Source organism: Stenotrophomonas acidaminiphila, from assembly GCF_001431595.1.
Lineage (GTDB): Bacteria > Pseudomonadota > Gammaproteobacteria > Xanthomonadales > Xanthomonadaceae > Stenotrophomonas > Stenotrophomonas acidaminiphila.
The window spans coordinates 1-19,425 of sequence record NZ_LDJO01000019.1; the positions used below are offsets into that span (position 1 = coordinate 1).

The 19,425-nt window shown below is 70.0% G+C and carries 18 protein-coding genes; 6 read left to right on the plus strand and 12 right to left on the minus strand.

Annotation, left to right across the window (positions count from 1 at the left end; genetic code table 11):
- The 4 genes from ABB33_RS05495 to ABB33_RS05510 all read right to left on the minus strand — a co-directional run.
- The coding region (locus tag ABB33_RS05495; RefSeq protein WP_056931424.1) for an RNA polymerase sigma factor at positions 1-1,148 on the minus strand (1,148 nt) is incomplete at its 3' end.
- Between the two features lie 67 nt (positions 1,149-1,215).
- The gene (locus ABB33_RS05500; RefSeq protein WP_056931425.1) at positions 1,216-1,734 is read right to left on the minus strand and encodes a putative signal transducing protein; all 519 of its coding nucleotides are present in this window, start codon (positions 1,732-1,734) and stop codon (positions 1,216-1,218) included.
- A gap of 2 nt (positions 1,735-1,736) precedes the next feature.
- A complete protein-coding gene (gene tesB / locus ABB33_RS05505; RefSeq protein WP_054666933.1) occupies positions 1,737-2,633 on the minus strand; it encodes an acyl-CoA thioesterase II in 897 nt (298 codons plus the stop codon).
- A 77-nt stretch (positions 2,634-2,710) separates the two neighbouring features.
- Positions 2,711-3,493, minus strand: a complete 783-nt coding sequence (locus tag ABB33_RS05510; RefSeq protein WP_056931426.1) for an enoyl-CoA hydratase/isomerase family protein — start codon at positions 3,491-3,493, stop codon at positions 2,711-2,713.
- Between the two features lie 38 nt (positions 3,494-3,531).
- Here ABB33_RS05510 and ABB33_RS05515 point away from each other — a divergent pair, with 38 nt between their 5' ends.
- The 3 genes from ABB33_RS05515 to ABB33_RS05525 all read left to right on the plus strand — a co-directional run bounded on the left by ABB33_RS05515 (position 3,532) and on the right by ABB33_RS05525 (position 6,039).
- Positions 3,532-3,972: a copper chaperone PCu(A)C gene (locus ABB33_RS05515; protein WP_054666930.1), complete on the plus strand. Its 441-nt coding sequence runs from the start codon at positions 3,532-3,534 to the stop codon at positions 3,970-3,972.
- A gap of 158 nt (positions 3,973-4,130) precedes the next feature.
- Positions 4,131-5,534: a glutamate--tRNA ligase gene (gene gltX, locus ABB33_RS05520; RefSeq protein ID WP_056931427.1), complete on the plus strand. Its 1,404-nt coding sequence runs from the start codon at positions 4,131-4,133 to the stop codon at positions 5,532-5,534.
- A gap of 16 nt (positions 5,535-5,550) precedes the next feature.
- Positions 5,551-6,039 carry a transcriptional repressor gene (locus ABB33_RS05525; RefSeq protein ID WP_056931428.1) on the plus strand — a complete coding sequence of 163 codons (489 nt, stop codon included), beginning with the start codon at positions 5,551-5,553 and terminating at the stop codon, positions 6,037-6,039.
- 33 nt (positions 6,040-6,072) lie between these two features.
- Here ABB33_RS05525 and ABB33_RS05530 read toward each other — a convergent pair whose 3' ends face one another.
- The 5 genes from ABB33_RS05530 to ABB33_RS05550 form a co-directional block, all read right to left on the minus strand.
- The gene (locus tag ABB33_RS05530) at positions 6,073-7,773 is read right to left on the minus strand and encodes an amidohydrolase (RefSeq protein WP_056931429.1); all 1,701 of its coding nucleotides are present in this window, start codon (positions 7,771-7,773) and stop codon (positions 6,073-6,075) included.
- A gap of 86 nt (positions 7,774-7,859) precedes the next feature.
- Positions 7,860-9,023 (minus strand): HlyD family secretion protein, encoded by a 1,164-nt coding sequence (locus tag ABB33_RS05535; protein WP_152984977.1) that lies wholly within the window; start codon positions 9,021-9,023, stop codon positions 7,860-7,862.
- Positions 9,020-10,684, minus strand: a complete 1,665-nt coding sequence (locus tag ABB33_RS05540) for an MFS transporter (RefSeq protein ID WP_056931430.1) — start codon at positions 10,682-10,684, stop codon at positions 9,020-9,022. The genes ABB33_RS05535 and ABB33_RS05540 overlap by 4 nt, the downstream gene beginning before the upstream one ends.
- A complete protein-coding gene (locus tag ABB33_RS05545; RefSeq protein WP_056931431.1) occupies positions 10,681-11,247 on the minus strand; it encodes a TetR/AcrR family transcriptional regulator in 567 nt (188 codons plus the stop codon). Before ABB33_RS05545 ends, ABB33_RS05540 begins: the two co-directional genes overlap by 4 nt.
- Before the next feature lie 166 nt (positions 11,248-11,413).
- On the minus strand, positions 11,414-13,624 hold the full coding sequence (locus tag ABB33_RS05550) for a TonB-dependent receptor (protein ID WP_056931432.1): 2,211 nt from the start codon (positions 13,622-13,624) through the stop codon (positions 11,414-11,416).
- Between the two features lie 131 nt (positions 13,625-13,755).
- On the opposite strand from ABB33_RS05550, the gene ABB33_RS05555 reads away from it, so the two are divergent.
- The 3 genes from ABB33_RS05555 to ABB33_RS05565 all read left to right on the plus strand — a co-directional run bounded on the left by ABB33_RS05555 (position 13,756) and on the right by ABB33_RS05565 (position 15,826).
- Positions 13,756-14,166 (plus strand): MerC domain-containing protein, encoded by a 411-nt coding sequence (locus ABB33_RS05555; RefSeq protein ID WP_054666918.1) that lies wholly within the window; start codon positions 13,756-13,758, stop codon positions 14,164-14,166.
- Between the two features lie 108 nt (positions 14,167-14,274).
- Positions 14,275-14,457, plus strand: a complete 183-nt coding sequence (locus ABB33_RS05560; protein WP_054666917.1) for a 30S ribosomal protein THX — start codon at positions 14,275-14,277, stop codon at positions 14,455-14,457.
- 349 nt (positions 14,458-14,806) lie between these two features.
- Positions 14,807-15,826 (plus strand): acyltransferase family protein, encoded by a 1,020-nt coding sequence (locus tag ABB33_RS05565; protein ID WP_082595000.1) that lies wholly within the window; start codon positions 14,807-14,809, stop codon positions 15,824-15,826.
- 201 nt (positions 15,827-16,027) lie between these two features.
- Here the strand turns inward: ABB33_RS05565 and ABB33_RS05570 are convergent, their stop codons facing one another.
- The 3 genes from ABB33_RS05570 to ABB33_RS05580 all read right to left on the minus strand — a co-directional run bounded on the left by ABB33_RS05570 (position 16,028) and on the right by ABB33_RS05580 (position 19,322).
- Complete coding sequence (locus ABB33_RS05570; protein WP_056931434.1) at positions 16,028-17,281, minus strand: alkaline phosphatase family protein; 1,254 nt, start codon at positions 17,279-17,281, stop codon at positions 16,028-16,030.
- Positions 17,282-17,346: 65 nt separating this feature from the next.
- A complete protein-coding gene (locus ABB33_RS05575) occupies positions 17,347-17,856 on the minus strand; it encodes a methylated-DNA--[protein]-cysteine S-methyltransferase (protein ID WP_056931435.1) in 510 nt (169 codons plus the stop codon).
- Complete coding sequence (locus tag ABB33_RS05580; RefSeq protein ID WP_056931436.1) at positions 17,853-19,322, minus strand: DNA-3-methyladenine glycosylase 2; 1,470 nt, start codon at positions 19,320-19,322, stop codon at positions 17,853-17,855. Before ABB33_RS05580 ends, ABB33_RS05575 begins: the two co-directional genes overlap by 4 nt.
- Positions 19,323-19,425 lie beyond the last annotated feature (103 nt).

The following is a 19,425-nucleotide window of genomic DNA, read 5'->3' on the forward strand; positions in this document are numbered from 1 at the left end:
CAGATGGGGATAAGGGACTGGTTGTACAGGCGGGTGGGGCCGCTGCGGCCGTGGCGGGCGGCATCGCGGGCAAGCATCGGGCCCATGATCCGCGGCAGCGTGACCAGGTACTGGTAGTTGATCGCGCACATGCCCACCAGCAGCGCCGCCAGCGACACCACCAGCCCCAGGTGCAGCACCACCACCAGCAGCGTGCTCCCGCAGAACAGGGCGGCGGTGGCGGTGTGCAGGCGCATGAAGCGCTGTACCTGTGCGCGCTCGGCGGCCGATTCGGCGTAGTGCAGCAGGTACAACCCGCCCAGCCAGGCGGCCGCGGTGCCACCGATGGTGGCGCCCAGGGCCAGGCCGAAGTTGAAGCCATCGGCCATGAGCGTGTTGGCCAGCATGCCGACGGAACCGCCCGCCGCACCGCCACCCACGGCGCTTGCGCCCATGCCACCGGCGCCGAGTTTGCCCGCGCCGGCCAGGCCGGCGCTGCTGCCGATCACCACGGCACTGGCGGTGCCGGGCGCGGCCACCATCAGCAGCGAGCCGATGGTGGCGGCGAACGCGGTGCCCGGTGCGCTGCTGCGCGCGAACTCGCCGAAGCGGCGCAGCATCTCCTCGCGCACGGTGGCGCGCGCGCGCGACAGGCGCTTGCGCACCGCCGCGTCGCTCAACCCCAGCAGCGCGGCGACCTGTTGCGAACTCTGGCCCTCGCGGTAGAACAGCAGCAGTGCCTCGCGGCTGTCCTCGGGCAGGGCGGAAATGATCTCCTCGGCGACCAGCTCTTCCTCCACCCGCGCCATGGTCTCGGCGGCATCGGGGCTGGGGTCGGCGGCCATGCCGATGGCGATCTCGGCCGCCTGGCCGCTGAGCGGGCGGTTGCGGTTGGCGCGCAGCCAGTCGCGGGCGAGGTTGCGGGTGATCTGCCGCAGCCAGGGCAGGAAACTGGAGGGGTTGTTGAGCTGGTTGAGCTGCTGCCAGGCCTTGATGAAGGCTTCCTGGGCGATGTCCTCGCTGGCCTGCACGTCGCGGGTGATGGCCAGGGCGATGGCGGTCACCGTGTTCTGGCAGGCCACCACGATGCGCCCGTAGGACTGGGTGCAGCCGCCGCGGGCGGCGGGCAGTTCGCGGTGCAGCAGGGATTCGAGCGTGGCAGCGGTCATGGGCGGCTCCCGGTGGTCTGCAGCACAGGACGGAGCCCGCCGGCCGATGTGACTGCCCGCTTGCCGGTCAGGGTTTCGGCGGCGGTGGTACCGGCGTGGCCGGTGCCGGCTGGCTGGGCTGGATGCGCACGCGGAAGCCGTCCTCGCTGTCCCGGGCAGGCTGCACCTGCGGCGCGGGCGCCGGTGCAGGCGGCGGTGTGGCGCGGTGGCGCAGCATGATCACCAGGGCCACGCCGGCGATCACCACCAGCAGGGCGATGCGTATGCGCCAGGCCCAGCCGCGGCCGCCGGACTGTGCCGGTGTGTCGCGGAACGCGTAATCGGCGACCGGATGGTCACGGCGGGTGGTATCGAGCAGGCGGGCGTCGCGCAGGATTTCGCGGGCGCGTGGCTGGTCGTCGGCGCGCACCACCCACACCGTGGGCAGCTGGCTGTCGTCCTTCCTGTCCAGGTAACTGAACTGGCCGCGGCGCTTGCTGTGGTACGAGCGGCCGTTGGTGAGGCGGACCTCGATGCCGGCCTCGCGCAGCAGGTTGGCCACGCCTTCGGCGTTTTCCACGCGCTGGCTTGAGAAAATCTTGCGCATGCTTACTCCCCGCCGCCTTCGCCGGCCGCCGGCGCGACCCGGATCAGCCCTTCCTGCGCGGTGCTGGCCACCAGCACGCCCTGGCGGGTGAAGAACTGGCCCCGCGCCAGGCCGCGCGCATCCTGCGCGCTGGGGCTGTCGAGCGAGTACAGCAGCCAGTCGTCCACCCGGAACGGGCGGTGGAACCAGATGGCATGGTCGAGCGAGGCCATCTGCACGTGCGGCTGGTAGTAGCTGATGCCGTGCGGGAAGGTCGCGGTGCCCAGCAGGTGGAAATCCGAGGCGTAGGCCAGCAGCGCCTGGTGCAGTTCCGGCGCGTCGCCGACACGTTCGTTCAGGCGCATCCACACCTGGTGGTACGGCGGGCGCTTGGGTGGATTGAGTTCGTCGCGCGGGTAGACATGGCGGAACTCGAACGGGCCGCCGCGCGAGAGCCAGCGCTGCACCTTCACCGGCAGCCGCTCCAGCACTTCCGGCGGCAGCGGGCGGTTGGGCTCGATGTCTTCGGGCTGCGGCACCTCGGGCATCTTGTGCTGGTGCTCGGCGCCGCGCTCGGCCTGCTGGAACGACGCCGCGCAGAAGAAGATCACCTTGCCGTGCTGGATCGCGGTAACCCGCCGCACCGAGAAGCTGCCGCCGTCGCGGGTACGGTCGACGTCGTAGATGATCGGGTGGTCGATGTTGCCGGCGCGCAGGAAATAGGCGTGCAGCGAATGCACGTGGCGGCCGTTGTCGATGGTGGCCTGGGCGGCGGCCAGCGCCTGCCCCAGCACCTGCCCGCCGAACACGTACTTGGTGCCGATGTCGCGGCTCTGGCCCCGGAACAGGTTGTCCTCCAGCCGCTCCAGCGACAGCAGGTCGATGAGTTCGGGTACCACGGGGTCGGCGTTGGGGAGCAAGACGGCGGGCCTGGGTTTCGACAGGCGGCGATTATAGCGGCCGGGGCCCGGTGGCCACGGGGTCGCCGGGCATGGCCTCAGGCCTTGCCCAGCTTCGCCGCCAATGCCTGCAGCGCCGCCTGGGCATCGGCCGAGTACCAGGCCTCGACGAAGCGTTCCAGCTGGATGTGCTGCGGCTGCATCGCCTCGTGCAGGTCGGTGCGGGCGATGGCGCGGGTCTGCAGCATCGGCTGCCGCGGCAGCTTCAGCTGCGCCTGCAGCCAGCCCAGCGCACGCGCGACCACGGCATCGGCGCCGTCGGCCAGTTCGTCCACCAGCCCGATTTCCAGCGCGCGCTCGGCGCTGACCAGTTGCCCGCCCGCCAGCAGCACCCCGGCCCGGTGCGCACCGACCACGCGCCGCATCAGCCGCTGGATGCCTTCCGGCGCGACCAGTCCCACCTGCACCTCGTTCAGGCCGATCAGGTACGGCTTGGCCGGGTCGGCGCTGCGCGCCATCACCCGGTAGTCGCAGCACAGTGCCAGCACGCAGCCGCCGGCCGGGGAGTGCCCGGTCAACGCGGCCACCACCGGGATGCGGCTGTCGGCCAGCGTGCGCGCGGCGCCGAAGAACGCCTGCCAGCTGTCCATCAGCCGCTGCCGGTCCTCGCCATGGCGCAGCAGGTAGGGCACGTCCATGCCGCCGGTGAAGACGCGCTCGCTGCCGGACAGCACCACGCCCTGCACGTCCTCGGCCATGGCCTGGTTCATCGCCGCGATGAGCGCGCGGCACAGCTCGGTATCCAGCGCGTTGACCGGCGGCCGTGCCAGCCGCAGTTCGCGGACGGGGCCGTGGTTGATCGTGTCGATGAGCGTTGTCATGCTGCGGCCTCGAATTACGGCAGGGAGTCGATGGTCCGATGATAACCAAACCATTCGCGTGCGTACTGTTGGCGGTCGCGGGCGTCGCCGCCAGCGCCGTGGCGCAGGCCGCGCCATCCCCGTGCGTGCGCCTGGACGGCGGCTGGATCCGCTTCCCGGCGATGGCGCACATGGCCGGAGGCTTCGGTCGCATCGACAACGCCTGCAAGGCGGACGTGGCGGTGACCGCGGTGCGCAGCCCGGCGTTCAAGGACGTGTCCCTGCACGAGACCACGCTGGTCGATGGCGTCAGCCGCATGCGCGCGATCGAACGCCTGCCGGTCGCGGCGGGCAAGGACGTGGAGCTCAAGCCCGGCGGCCTGCACCTGATGCTGATGGACGGCACCGGCCCGTTGCGCGAGGGCCAGCGCGTGCCGCTGTCGCTGGTCCTGTCCGATGGCACCGAGGTGCAGGGCGAACTGGTGGTGCGCAAGCCCTGAGCCGCCCGGCCGCAACGACCCGGGCGTGCCGGCCAGCGCACCCGCGCCCGGGGCGATCGGGTGGGTTGCCGCGCGTCCGCAATGGCCTGGCCGCGGTGGGAGCGGGGCTTGATGCGCCTTCGCGGTAAAATGCGCCGATTCCCACTTTCCCGCTCCTCATGACCGTCCGCACCCGCTTCGCTCCCAGTCCCACCGGCTACCTGCACATCGGTGGCGCCCGTACCGCGCTGTACTGCTGGCTGGAGGCCCGCCACCGCGGCGGCGAATTCGTGCTGCGCATCGAGGACACCGACCGCGAACGCAGCACCCAGGCGGCGATCGACGCGATCCTGGAAGCGATGGACTGGCTGGGCCTGGACTATGACGAAGGCCCGGTCTACCAGACCGACCGCGTGGCCCGCTACAAGGAAGTGGCCGAGCAGCTGATCGCCGCCGGCAAGGCCTACTACGCCTACGAGACCCGGGAAGAGCTCGATGCCATGCGCGAGGCCGCGATGGCCCGGCAGGAGAAGCCGCGCTACAACGGCGCCGCGCGCGACCTGGGCCTGCCGTTCAAGGACGACCCGAACCGCGTGATCCGCTTCAAGAACCCGCTCGACGGCAGCGTGGTGTTCGACGACCTGATCAAGGGCCGCATCGAGATCGCCAACAGCGAACTGGACGACATGGTGATCTTCCGTCCGGACGGCTACCCCACCTACAACTTCGCGGTGGTGGTGGACGACTGGGACATGGGCATCACCGAGGTCATCCGCGGCGACGACCACATCAACAACACCCCGCGTCAGATCAACCTGTACGAGGCCATCGGCGCGCCGGTGCCGAAGTTCGGGCACATGCCGATGATCCTCGACGAGCAGGGCGCCAAGCTGTCCAAGCGCACCGGCGCTGCCGACGTGATGCAGTACAAGGACGCCGGTTACCTGCCCGATGCGCTGCTGAGCTACCTGGCGCGCCTGGGCTGGTCGCATGGTGACCAGGAACTGTTCAGCCGCCAGGAGCTGATCGACCTGTTCGACGTGAAGAACTGCAACTCCAAGGCCTCGCGCCTGGACATGGCCAAGCTCGGCTGGGTCAACCAGCACTTCCTCAAGACCGAGGCGCCGGAGCGCATCGTGCCGCACCTGGTCTACCAGCTGGAAAAGCTGGGCCTGGACCTGGCCGCCGGCCCGGCGCCGGTGGACGTGGTCATCGCCCTGCGCGAGCGCGTGCAGACGCTGAAGGAAATGGCCGACAAGGCCGTGGTCTGGTACCAGCCGCTGACCGAGTACGACGAGGCGGCCGTGGCCAAGCACTTCAAGGCCGGCGCCGAACTGGCGCTGGGCAAGGCGCGCGAGCTGCTGGCGGCGCTGCCGCAGTGGACCGCCGAGAGCGTCGGCGTGGCCCTGCACGACACCGCCGCGGCGCTGGAGACCGGCATGGGCAAGGTCGCCCAGCCGCTGCGCGTGGCCATCACCGGCACCCAGGTCAGCCCTGACATCTCGCACACGGTGTACCTAGCCGGCCGCGACGAAGCCTTGAAACGCATCGACGCCGCACTCATCAAGGTCCCGAAGGGTTGATCCCGCCGAGGCAGACATGACCGGACACGAGCACAGCTGTACCGCCCCCCACCACCACGTCGACGACGCGGCGGACTTCATCGCGGTGGTCGAACGGGTGTGCCGCGAGCGCGGACTGCGGCTCACGCCGATCCGCGCCAACGTGCTGCGGCTGATCGCCGAAGCCGGCAAGCCGGTCAAGGCCTACGAACTGCTGGACTGGGTGCGCGAGGGCAAGGGCGTGGGCGCCGATGCCCCGCCCACCGTGTACCGCGCGCTGGATTTCCTGATGGCCAACGGCTTCGTCCACAAGCTGTCCTCGGTCAACTCCTTCGTCGCCTGCCACCATCCCAGCAGCAACCAGCATTCGGTGCCGTTCCTGATCTGCGACCGCTGCCACAGCGCGGTCGAGCTGGAGGACCGCGACATCGTCCGCCAGCTCGAAAACCGCGCCCGCGAACTGGGCTTCAAGCCGCAGGCGCAGACCCTGGAAGTGCACGGGTTGTGCGCCGACTGCGCGGGCTGAGCGCGTGGCAGCCGCGGGAGCCCGTCCCGCGCCTTATTTCCCCGCTTGCTCCGCAGCGTAGACGACCTCGCCGTCCTTGATCGTCTGCAGCACCTTGATGGTGTGAAGCCGGGCCGGCGCGATGGTCAGCGGATTGTCCGAGAGCACCACCAGGTCGGCGCGCTTGCCGGTTTCGATCGACCCCTTGCGGTCCTGCTCGGCGTACTGCCGCGCAGCCCACAGGGTGATGGATTTGAGCGCCTGCTCCGGCGTCACCCGCTGTTCCGGGCCGAGCACGCGCCCGCTGCGGGTGGTGCGGTTGACCGTGGCGTCCAGCACCCGCATCGCATCGGGGAACACCACCGGCGCATCGTGGTGCGAGGTGAACACCATGCCCGCATCCAGTACCCAGCGCGTGGGCGAGATGTTCTCGGCGCGTTCCGGACCGAGCACCGAATCGCGGTGCCAGTCGCCCCAGTAATAGGTGTGCATGGGGAACAGCGAGGGGAAGATGCCGAGCCGGCGCAGTTCGCCCACCTGGTCGCGGCGCAGGGTCTGGCCGTGGATCAGCACCGGCATCAGCTGCCTGCCCGGGTGCGCGGCTTCGGCCGCGGCCACGGCGTGGATGAACTGGTCGATGGCGGCATCGCCGTTGGCATGCGCCAGCACCTGCCAGCCATGGTCCCAGGCCTTGCCGATCAGCTCGTTCGCCTGCGCGTCGGTGTAGGCGGGGTAGCCGGCGTAATCGGCTTTCTCGCCCGCGGGCACCTTGTAGTACGGCTGGCTCAGCCAGGCGGTCTTGCCCTGCGGCGAGCCATCCAGGCTGATCTTGACCCCGCCGATGCGGAAATGGTCGATGTAGTCGGGGCCGTAGTACGGGCCGCGCATGGCCGGGCTGTCCAGGGCCACGTGGATGTCGGGGTAGGCGACGACGTCGATCTTGAGCCTGCCGGCCTTGCCGGCCAGCGGCAGCATCGCCAGGGTGCCGGCATCGGTCTTGCCGTCCTGTGCGGTGGTGTAGCCGTACTTCATGTACAGCGCCTGGCCGGCCTCGAACATCGCCATGGCCTGTTCCAGGCTGAGCGTGGGCATCAGCCTGGCCAGGGCCAGGCTGTGCGCGCTCTCCTCGAGCACGCCGTCGGGAACGCGGCTGCCGGGCTCGCGGCGGATCACCCCGCCGGCGGGGTCGGGAGTGTCGGCGGTGATGCCGGCCTGCTCCAGCGCCTTGCTGTTGTAGGCCCCCAGGTGCCCGGACTGGTGCATCAGGATCACCGGGATGTCGGTGGCGATGGCATCCAGTTCGGTGCGCGTCGGGTGGCGCTTTTCCGCCAGCTGCGAGTCGTCGTAACCGAAGCCGATCAGTATCGGGCGGCCGCCGGGCACGGTGTCGGCGGCACGGTAGCCGCGCATGATCCGCTGCAGCGCGGGGATCGAATTGCCTTCGCCGTCGGGCGCGGGCAGCAGGTTGGCCGACAGCGCCTGCAGGCCGACGCCGGACACATGCCCGTGGCCGTCGATGAAGCCCGGGACCAGGGTATGGCCGTGCAGGTCCACCTGGCGCGCGTGCGGGCTGAAGGCGCGCGCGGCCTTGCGCGAGCCGACGAAGGCGATGTCGCCGTCGCGCACCACCACCGCCTCGGCCTGCGGCTGCCGGTCATCGAGGGTGACGATCGGTCCGCCCGAGTACAGCGTGTCCGCCGCAACGGCGGTGCCATGCAATGCCGCCAGGATCGGCAGGGCCAACAGCAGTTTCATGGGTGCGCTCCATAGCCACGGACGATGCGCGGAGCTTAGCGCGTGGCGTGCCAGCGCAAGGTGAGCGCGGCGTTGCCGCGCGGGCGTCAGGGCCTGCCGCTGCCCATGCCGGGCGCGGCGGCCGTATCCACGTCCACCACCACCGACATGCCCGGGCGCAGGCGTGCGGCCAGTGGCTGGCCGGCGTCGATGGCGATGCGCACCGGCAGTCGCTGCACGACCTTGGTGAAGTTGCCGCTGGCGTTGTCCGGCTTGAGCACCGCGAACTCCGAGCCGGTGGCCGGGGCGATCTGCTCGACATGGCCGCGCAGTTGCTGGCCCTGGAACGCATCGACGCTGAAGGTCGCCGGCTGGCCGGTGGCCATCTTCCAAGTCTGGCCCTCCTTGAAGTTGGCCACCACCCAGGGGGCGTCCGGTACCAGGAACAGCAACTGGGTGCCGGCGGTGACGTACTGGCCCAGCCGGACCGAGGCCTCGGACAGCTGGCCATCGCGCGGGGCACGGACCACGGTGTTGTCCAGGTCGATCCGCGCCAGCTCCAGCGCCGCCCGTGCACTGGCGACCCTGGCCTCCAGCCCCTGCCGCGCGACGCGCGTGGCGGTGAGGTTTTCCTGGGCGATGCGGATGGCCGCCTGCGACTGCGCCACGCCGGCGCTTGCCGCCTGCGCGCTGGCGCGCAGCTTGTCGCGGTCGCTGCTGGATACCAGCTGTTGTGCGGCCAGGGCCTCGTAGCGCTGCAGCTCTGTACCGGTGCGCTGCCGTTCGGCCTGGCCGGCCGCCAGGTTGGCCTGCGCCGAAGCGATCTGCGCGCGGTTCTGCGCCTGGCTCTGGACGGAGTTGGCCAGTTGCGCGCGTGCCTCGGCCAGCGCCGCCTCGGCCTGGTCGACCTTCTGCCGGTAGCTGCGGTCGTCGATGCGCAGCAACGGCTGGCCGCGCTTGACGCGGTCGAAGTCCCTGGCCAGCACCTCGGTGACATAGCCGCTGACCTGTGGCGCCAGCACCGTCACCTGCCCGCGCACGTAGGCGTCGTCGGTATGCACGTGGTCGCTGGTGAACGGCCATAGCTGCCAGGCGCGCAGGATCAGGGTCAGCCCGACCAGGGCGATGGCCACCATCACCACCACGCTGGTGCGGCTGGGGGTGTTGTATTTGGATATCGGCGCCGATGCCGATGCCGCGGCGGCTTCGCCATCGCTGGCGTCGGTGATCTGCGCGTTGCCGCTGCCGGGGTTTTCCTGTGTGTTGCTCATGTTGGTCGCTTCGTCTGCAGCATCGCGGCCATGGCCGGCCGCATTGCTTTTCTTACGGTGGGGTTGCGGAACAGCACTTCCAGCAGCAGCCAGCCGAGGAAGCCGATCGCCAGCCAGCCGCTCAGCGCGAACACGTCGTTGAACGCGCGCACGTTGGCCTCGCGCCGCGCGGCCTGGGCCAGCGTCGCGGCCGCCTGCGCCTGGCGTTGCGCCGGGTCGGTGATGACACAGGCATAGCCGTGCTGCAGCGCCTGCAGGCGCTGGGCGACGACCGCATCGGCCGGATCCAGCTGGCTGGCCAACTGGCTGGAATACACGTGTTCGCGGTGCAGCTGGTAGCTGCCCAGCAGGGCCGAGCCGGCCAGGCCGCCGAAGGTCTGGGTCAGCGACAGCACCACGATGAAGGACACGATGTGGTCCAGGCCGCGGGCCATGGCCTGGCGGATGCCCATCAGCATCAGCGGGCCCATGAACATGCCGCTGCCCACCGCGGCCAGGAACTGGCTCAGCGCGAAATCCATCGGCCGGTCCAGGCTGGTGCGGTGCTGGTCGAGGAAGGCCGCGCTGCCGAGCAGGATGATCGAAGCCAGCAGTTGCGGGATCAGTGCCTTCGGCCCGAAGGTCAGCGCACCGGCGGCGATGCCGACCAGCACGCCGAGCAGGATCACCGCGAACAGTGGCGCCATCTGCTCCGGGCCCATGCCCAGCGTGCGCATCATCGTGACCATGCCGTAGGACTGCTCGTTGGTCAGGAAGCGGATCAGGAACGCGCCGGCGATGAAGCGCAGCATCGTCGGTCCCATCAGCCAGCGGATCTGCAGCAGCGGGTTGCGGCGGTAGTGTTCGATCAGGAACGCCGCCAGCACCAGCACCGTCGCCGCGGCCAGCAGCGCGCCCAGCCATGGCGTGTCGAACCACCAGTGCAGGTAGCCCTGGCTGAGCACGATGACCAGCATCGCCAGCGCCGGTGCGAGGATGGCGAAGGTGACGAAGTCCAGCGGCTCGAACACCTTGATCTGGATGCCCGGCGGCAGCTTGAGGATCACCACCGCGGCGAACGCGCACAGCGCCAGCCCGGCCTCGAACAGGTACAGGTTGTGCCATTGGCCGTGGTCGAGCAGGCCCGGCGAGACCAGCCACGCCAGCGGCACCGCCAGCTGCGACAGGCTCATGCCGACCACCAGCAGGTTGCCCACGTAGCGGCGCGGCAGCGCCTGCAGCATGTACAGCGTGCCCAGGGTGGTGCAGGCGGCGCCGGCGAAACCGCTGGCCGCGCGCACCAGGAGCGTCGTCGCCAGCCCGCCCACGGCCAGGTGCAGCACCGCCAGCGCGGCGTAGATGCCCAGTCCCAGCTCGGCGAACAGGCGGATGCCGTATTCCTGGCGGAACTTGAACACCAGCAGGTTGGCGGTGACATTGACCATCACGTAGGCGGCCGCCAGCCAGTTGGCCTCGCCCGGCTGCAGGCCCATCTGCCCCTGGATCCACGGCAGGTTGGCGCTGAGCAGTGCATTTCCCAGCCCGCCGGTGATCGCCACCAGTACCGCCACCGCGGCGTAGGCCGCGCGCCGGTGCGGCGGATGCCAGGGCATCGACGCGGAGCCGGGCAGGGTGGGTTTTTCGTGTTCCTCCCAGTCCGGGATCGGCTTGAGCGGTTTCATCCGCCGGCGCCCTCGGTCGCGGCCAGTCCGGGGCGCAGCAGCTGCAGCGCGCGGGTGGCGAGGCGGGCGCGTTCGGCGCGGGTGCGCCCGCGCAGCGCGGCGCCAAGCATGCTCGATACCAGCGACAGGTCGGCCAGCTCCAGGTCGGGGCGGCACAGCCCGGCGGCACGGGCTCGCTGCAGCGCCGGTTCCATCAGCTTCAGCACGCGCAGGCGGGCGGCACGGATCGGCGGGTCGTTCTGGTCCACGGCGCGCCAGTAGTCGGCCAGCGCCGGCGAATGCACGATGCGCCTGGCCATGCCGTCGAGCAGTTCGAACAGGGCATCGTCGCGCTCGCCCAGTTCGGCCACGTGCGCCTGGATCTTTTCCAGCGTGCGCTGCAGCATCGCCTCGATCAGCGCGGCGCGGTCGGGGAAGTTGCGGTACAGGGTGGCGCGGCCGACGCCGGCGCGTTCCACCACCAGGTCCAGCGGCGCGGTGATGCCGTGTTCGCCGAACACGGCGTCGGCGGCGTCCAACAGCTGGGCGCGACGCGCGGCGGCATCGGAACGGATCGAGGTCATGCGCACATGATCCGGACAAAAATGTCCGCTTGCAATGAGCGCGGCGTGAAATGCAGTGTCCGGAAAAGCGGCCATTCATTCGTGCGCCGGGGGGTGTTGCCGGGCGCCGGAAAAGCGGAAGGGGCCTTGCGGCCCCTTCCTCATGCAGTGGCGCTGCGGCGCGCGCTCAGAACCAGGCGCGGATGCCGAAGGCGACGCCGCGGCCGGGCAGCGGTGCGTAGTCGCGCAGCAGCGAGGTGTGCGGACGCGCCTGGCGGTTGCCCAGGTTGCTGCCATCCAGGAACACCTCGTAGCTGTTGCTGCCGTTGCGGTCCCAGCGGTACGCCAGGTGCGCATCGACCAGGGTGTAGCCGGCGCTGGGTGCCTCGTTCGGCGCGACGTCGCGCTGGCTGGCGTAGCGGACCGCGCCCAGCGAAGCGCGCCAGCCGTCGCGTGCCCAGCGCAGGTCGGCGCCCAGTCGCGCCGGCGCGATCCGCGGCAGGTAGCCGCCGTTGGCCAGGTCCACGCTGTAGTCGTGGCTGTGGTCGCCATGCGGCACGGCGATCTCGGCGCGGCGGCTGCCGTTGCCGTCCAGCTCGGCCTTGACGTAATCGCCGAACACGCGCAGGTCCCAGTCGCCGCTGTCGCCTTCGACCAAGTGGAACATGGCCTCGGCCTCGGCGCCCTTGAAGGTGGCGTCATGCTGGGTCCAGACCCGCACCGGCAACCCCTGTTCCACCACGCCGGTGTCGGCCAGGTAGATGAAGTCCTTGAACCTGGTCTGGTAGATCGAGGCCGAGACGTCGATGCGGTCACTGTGCGCGTGCAGGCCCAGTTCCATGCGGTGGCCGCGTTCGGTGTCCAGGCCGGCGTCGCCGATCTCCAGCGAACGGGTGGCGATGTGCGCGCCGGCCGCATACAGCTCCTCGTTGGTGGGCGCGCGCTCGGAGCGGTCCACGCCGAAGCGCAGGTCGAAGTGGTCGTTGACCGTCCAGATGCCGGCGGCCGACAGGTTGGTGGCGCCGAAGTCGCGGTCGTGCGAGGCGCCCTCGGGGCTCAGCCTGACCCGGTCGTGGCGGCCGCCCAGTTCCAGCTTGAGCGGGCCGAACTGCTTTTCCTGCAGCACGAACAGGCCCAGGGTGCGGGTGCTGGTGCCGGGGACGAAGGCTTCCTCGCCCTGCGCGCCGAAGTCGCTGTCGCCGAACTGCAGGCCGAAGGCACCGTTCCAGCCAGCGAGCGGCTGCTGCACCGCTTCCACGCGACCCTCCACGCCCTTGTTGGTGAAGCGCGTGGACGGTGTGCCGGCTTCCAGCTCGGTGTGCTCGTAGTCGGTCCAGGCGGCGCGGACGGTGAGGCTCTGCAGGAACGGCAGCGGGTCGTACAGCCCGCCCTTCAGGTCGAAGCGGTTCTGCACCATGTCGATGCGCACGTCGTGTTCGCCGGGGTCCTCGTCGGCGTGGTCGTCATGGTCATGGTCGTGGTCGTGATCGTCGCCGGCGTGGACATGGGCGCCGTTGGGAATGCCGTAGTTGCTGCGGTAGGTGCCCAGCGAGGCGCCGAGGAAGCCGGACTCGCCCAGCCAGGTGGCGCCGACGCCGCCGGCGCGGGTGCGCATGGCGCTGTTCTCCAGGCGGCCGCGCGGGCCCAGTTCGTCGCCGTGATCGGCATGGTCGTCATGGTCGTCGTCCAGCGCGGCCGGGTCGATCGCCCGGCCGGGAATGCGGAAGTCATCGCCGTTGCGCACCAGCCCGTCGACGTGCAGCACCAGCTTGTCGCCGCTGACGCCGTCGAGCCGGAACATGCCGCTGCGCTCGTTGTTGACGCTGTTGCCGCGCAGTTCGGCGCGGCCGCTGAGCGGGCGCCCGGGCAGGTCGCGGGCGATGCGGCCGTCGACCACGTTGACCGCGCCACCGATGGCGCCGCTGCCGAACAGCAGGGTCGCCGGGCCCTTCAGCACCTCGATCTGGTCGGCCAGGAACGGCTCGATGCTGGTGGCGTGGTCGGCACTGACGGTGGATGCGTCCATGTTGCCGACGCCGTTGGCGACCACCGCCACCCGCGGGCCTTCCTGCCCGCGGATGATCGGCCGGCCCACGCCGGGGCCGAAACTGCTGGTCTGCACGCCGGGCATGCGCGCGATGGTGTCGCCCAGGGTGGCGCCCTTGCGTGCATCCAGTTCCTCGCCGGTCAGTACGGCGACCGGGCGGGCGAGCGATTCGGCATCGCTCTGCAGCGGCGAGGCGGTGACCTTGACCGTGGACAGCTCGGTCAGGTGGTGGCTCTGCCCATCGGTATCGTCGGCGGCCTGGGCGGCGGCCGGAAGGGCAGCGACAAGCGCCACGGACAGGGCGTGGCGGGCGAGATGCGGAAAGCGGCGGGAAGGCAGGGGTCGGGTCATGGTGTTGTTACTTTGTATCAATTGGGGGGCGTGGGACGGCCGGGACGGGCGGAGAGAAACAGGGGGGCTCAAACGGGCTGGCGCATAATGTTATATTATTCCATAACGCGCCGCCGCCCCTGCTGGAAGTCATGCCACCGAAATCGTCCCGCCAGTTCCTCGACCGCTTCGGTGCCGCCGGTTCGCTGCTGTGCGCGGTCCACTGTGCGGCGCTGCCGGCCCTGCTAGCGCTGGCGCCGTCGCTGGGGCTGTCGTTCTGGCTGAGCGATGGGGTCGAGCAGGCGGTGGTGGTGTTCGTGACCTTCCTTGGCCTTTTCAGCCTGCTCTGGGGCTACCGCCGCCACCGCGCGCTGCGCGCGCTGGCGCTGCTGGTCCCGGGGCTGGTGCTGCTGTGGGCCGGGTTGCTGAATGCCGAACTGCACCACTCGCGCGTACCGCATGCGGTGGTGATGACCCTGGGCGGTGCGCTGGTGGGCCTGGCCCATCTGATGAACCTGCGCCTCAACCACCGCCACGTGCACGACGCCAGCTGCGCGCATTGAGGGGCGCATGTTAGGCTTCCACTTCACGCGCGGGGGCGCTGCTACAGCGGCCTCGCCGAACCCGTGTCAGTACGGGGCAATCTGATTTCACACTAAGGAGTTGACGACATGGGTAAGGGTGACCGTAAGACCGCCAAGGGCAAGCGCTACAACGCCAGCTACGGCAACGCGCGCTCGCATTCGGTGAGCAAGGTGGCCGTGGGCGCAGCTGCGCCGGTCGCCAAGAAGACTGTCGCCAAGGCCCCGGCCAAGAAGGCCGTGGCCAAGAAGACGGTGGCCAAGGCCGGTTGATCCCGGGCTGGCATCAGCGAAAAAGCGGCGCTTGCGCCGCTTTTTTTTGTCCGTGCGCATTGCATGGCGGAAGGGCAGTCCAGGGAATGCCGCGCGTGAAGCAGGCGCCTGCGCCGGGCCCGGTCATTGGCGCACAGCATGGTCCCCTGGCGTGTCCTGGAGGCGCCCGCGGTGTCGTGCCGGGTTGAGTGCTGCCGGGCCATGTCGAGCCAGCACGCACGCGGTGAAGGCATGCCGTCACGGGCGCACAGCCCGCCACGCGAGTGCGCTTGAACCTCCTTGCGGGCGAAAACGGCTGCAAAAAAAGGGGCATGGTATAAATGCGCCTGCTTCCGGGGGCTGGGTGGGGATGACAAGAGGGCTGTCCGCGGTAAAGGCGATAAGAGGGATGGCATGCTTCATGGTCCTCGTGGGGCATGCGGCGGGCTTCAGCCTGAAGGCGCTTACGCCCTTCGTCGGCCCCCTTGCCAAGATCGGCGTATGGCTGTTCTTCGTCCTGAGCGCTTTTCTGCTGACCCTCAAGATCAATGCTTCCGGAATCAGCCGCAGGTCCATGGTCGAGTACGGGATCGGCCGCTTCGCCAGAATCGTCCCGATGTACTGGCTTGCGGTGTGCATCTACTTCTTTGCCGGTAGCGCCGGCATCGATTCCGCAGCCGACCTGTTCGATGCGGCACTGATGCGCAAGGGGTACGCGCACCTCTGGACGATCCCGGTGGAGTTCAAGTTTTACTTCCTCCTGCCGGTCATCGTCCTGGTGGTCGGCTACGCAGGCAGGCTTGGCGTCGCCTGGCAGGTGCTGGCGTGCGGCCTGGTCATCCTGGTCTGCCAGGCCCTGTATCCGTTCTGGATGACGCCCGAGAACAGCATCCAGATGCGCTGGTATGTCGCCAGCTTCGTCATTGGCGTGGCCTGTGCGGTTCTCTATGCGCAAAGCGACGAGCAGCCTTCGTTGCGTCGCGTGCAGCTGGTCGTTCTGTTGACGGTGGCCTTGCTCGTGCTTGCCATGCCTGTTACCAGGAACATCCTGTTTGGGATGCCTTATGGCCCGTGGCTGCGGGACAAGTTCGTGTTCATTTCCCTGATCTGGGGGGTATTCCTGTTCTTCTGCGCGGACCGGCTTTCCGGAGCGGGGCTTGGGCGGAGGGTTTTCGACCGTATCGGTGAATGCAGTTTCTCGATCTACCTCATCCACTGGCTGGTGATGTCCAGGGTGTCGGCCATGGCGGGTGATTCGGTATCCGCTTTCATCGCGTGCATCCTCGCCTCGATCATCGCCGGAATGATCCTCTACTACACCGTGGAAGCGCCTTTGCAGCGGATCAGGTCTGCCGGCCTGAAGCGCTTTCCCCCGATGCCGGCCGGCTGATCTCCGCGCCAACCTCTGGAATCGGCGGCATGCGAATCCCCGGCTCGCCCGCAGGCCTGTACCCGCGCTCAGGCCTGGCCGCGGTGCTGCGGTGGACCCGCACCGCCGCGCAGCCACATGCAGATGGGTGCCAAGTGCAGCCGCCGGGCGTGTCTTCCACCCGCGCCCCCTCGCTTCTTCGGGGGCGCGCGCCGCACTGGTTTACTCGGGGTGACGCAGCGCCTGCTGCAGCGCCTGCGGATCGCCGTCGTTCGGCGCCGCGGTGATGCCGGTCAACCGCGCCAGCAGCGGGTAGACATCGACGTTGTCGAACCGCGGCAGCAGCAGCCCCTGCCGGAACGACGGGCCACGGGCGACGAATACCGCCTGCATCGACGGCAGCGCCGGGTCATAGCCGTGCGAGCCGCGGCTGCCGGGCGGGCGCCTGGCGATGCTCTTGCGGGTCAGTGCATCCCAGCCCTCATGCATCTGGCAGACGATGGGCGGAATGCGCGGGTGGGTGCCGTAGTGCCAGCGTGCCGGCAGGTGTTCCTTCTTCCAGCAGTCATAGTGCGGGTGGGCACCCAGCAGGGCCTTTTCCGCTTCGCGTTCGCGCCCCGGCTGCGGCGTGAAGCCAACCGACTGGCCGACCGACACCTCGCGCGCGATCTCCGGCGCGACCATGTCCTCGGTAGCGATCACCTGTCCGTCCGGAACATTTGCCATGCCATGGTCGGACACGACGATCACGTTGGTCTGGTCGAGCAGGCCGTCGCGGCGCATGCCGTCCAGCAGCTGGCCGATGGCGGCGTCCACCTGCCGCACCGCGGCCGCGTACTCCGGCGAGTCCGGGCCGTGGTTGTGCCCGGCCTTGTCGACCTGCTCCATGTAGGCGGCGACCAGGCGCGGCTTGTGGCCGTCGGGCGCGCCCTGCAGCCACGACAGCACCAGTTGCATGCGCTCGGGCAGCGGCACGCTTTCGTCGTAGGCGTGCCACTGGTTGGCGTGCACGCCCTGGATGGCGGCCTCGCTGCCGGGCCATGACCAGGTCGCGCTCTTGTAGCCGGCCTTCTCCACCCCGACCCAGATCGGCTCGCCGCCCCACCAGGCCGGGTTGGTCACCGCGTCGCGGTTGTCCAGGCGGAAATCGCCCAGATCCTCGGCGCGCATGCTGTTGTGGATGATGCCGTGGTGGTCCGGGCGCAGGCCGGTGACCAGGGTGTAGTGATTGGGGAAGGTCAGCGATGGATAGGACGGCGACATGCCGACCGAGCGCACGCCTTCGCGTGCGAGCCGGGCCAGGTTGGGGCTGTGGCCACGATCGACCATGTCCGCGCGCAGGCCGTCGATGGACAGCAGCAGGACGGTGGGCGGCGCCGTGGTGGCGGTGGCGACGGATGGGGCCGGGCCGGTCGAGGCGCAGGCGGCAAGCAGGCTGGCGCTGAGCAGCGCGAGGGAAGTGCGGAACCGAATCATGCGCCCATGATAGTCCCGGCACGATGACAGCAGGCATACACCGGGGCATGCCCGGTGCCGTGGTTTCAGTCGAACAGCGAAGGCGCCGCAGCCGTGTCGGGCAGCGCGCCTTCCAGCCGCAGCAGCGCGGCCTTGGTGGGCAGGCCGCCGCCGAAGCCGGTCAGCGAGCCATCGTTGCCGATCACCCGGTGGCAGGGCAGCACGATGGGCAGCGGGTTGCGGCCATTGGCCGCGCCCACCGCGCGGGTCGCGGTGGGGCGGCCGATGCGCTGGGCCAGCTGGCGATAACTCCAGGTGCCGCCGAACGGGATCTCGGCCAGTGCGTGCCAGACCTGCAACTGGAACTCGGTGCCGACCGGTGCCAGCGCCAGCTCGAACCCGCGGCGCCTGCCGTGCAGGTAGTCCAGCAGTTGCCGGCGCGGTTCGGCGACCGCGTCGGGCGCGTGCTGCCACTGCTCGCGGCCCTTGGCGTCGTGGCGGTTGCTGGCGAACAGGACGTGGCGCAGCCCGGCGCTGTCGGCGGCGATCGTGAGCGGGCCGATGGGGCTGTCGAAACGGTCGTAGAACAGGGTCATTTCGCGGGTTCCTCGTTGCGGTCGGCGGCCATGTGCCAGAGGTGCAGGACGGCGTAGGCGCGCCAGGGGCGCCATGCCTGGGAGCGGGCCTCGGTGGCGCGCTCGCCCAGCCGTTGGCCTTCGCCCAGCACCTGCTGCAGGACCAGGTCGCCGGCGGGGAAGGCGTCGGGCATGCCCAGTGCGCGCAAGGCCATGTAGTGCGCCGTCCACGGGCCGATGCCGGGCAGGGCGGTGGCCTGGTGGACGAACTGTTCAAGGGTCTGGGCGCGGCTGAACTGCAGCCGGCCTTCGCTGCACGCCCGGGCCACCGCGCGCAGGGTGGCTGCGCGGGTGCGCGGCAGGCCGATGCTCTCCAGCGGCGCCTCGGCCAGTACGTCGGGGCTGGGGAACTGCCGGTCCAGGCCGTCGGGCTGGTCCGCCAGCGATTGTCCGAAGCGATCCACCAGCCGCCGCGCCAGGGTGGTGGCCGCGGCGACGCTGACCTGCTGCCCCAGCACCGCACGCGCGGCGACCTCGAAGCCGTCCCAGCCGCCTGGGATGCGCAGGCCCGGGCGCCGGGCGATGCCCCGCGCCAGCAGCGGCTCGTGCCCCAGGCAGGCATGCACGGTGGCCAGGTCGGCGTCCAGGTCGAACACGCGCCGCACCTTGGCCACGATCGCCGGGATCGCGCGTGCGTCGGTGGTGCCCAGCTGCAGCCGCAGTTCGGGGCGTTTCGGGTCGGCGCTGACCCGGATCAGGCTGGCGCGGCCATCGGTGACGATCACCCGCTGGTAGCTGTCGGCGTCGATGCGCTCGATGCCGGGAATCGCGCGCTTGCGCAGGAAGCCGAGCATCGCCGGGAAATCCAGCGGTGGGCGGTAGGCCAGCCGCAGCACGGGCTCGCCACCGGCTACCGTGCCGTGGCGCTTGCGCAGCGCGCTTGGCGGCATGCCGCAGCCGGCCAGGAACGCATCGTTGAAGCGGCGCAGGCTGTTGAAGCCGGCGGCCAGTGCCACCTCGGTCACCGGCAGGTGGGTTTCGGTCAGCAACTGCTTGGCCAGCAGCAGGCGGCGGGTGGCGTGCAGCTGCGCCGGGGTGGCACCGAGCCGGGCGACGAACAGCCGCTGCAGCTGGCGCGCGCTCAGCTCCATGGCCCCGGCCAGCGCGGCGGCCGGCTGGTCCTGCAGGATGCCTTCGTCCAGCAGTGCCAGCGCCCGGTGCAGGGTGTGGTCCTGCATGTAATTGGCGTCGTCCGGCGACAGTTCCGGCCGGCAGCGCAGGCAGGGGCGATAACCGGCCGCCGCCGCGGCCGCGGCCGTGGGGTAGTAGCTGACGTTGTCGCGGCGCGGTGGCGGCGCCGGGCACACCGGCCGGCAGTAGATGCCGGTACTGCGCACAGCGGTGAAGAACAGCCCGTCGAAGCGTGCGTCGCGGGCCAGGCGGGCCTGCTCGCATTGTTCGTGGCTGGGCAGCGCGGGATTGTTCATGGCGCCAGTCTAGGGCCGGCGGCAGTCGTGTACTGGCCATTTCCGGACATCAATGCCTGTGCGGGCCGCCCGGTTCAGGGCGCATTGCGGCGCTGGCGCCAAT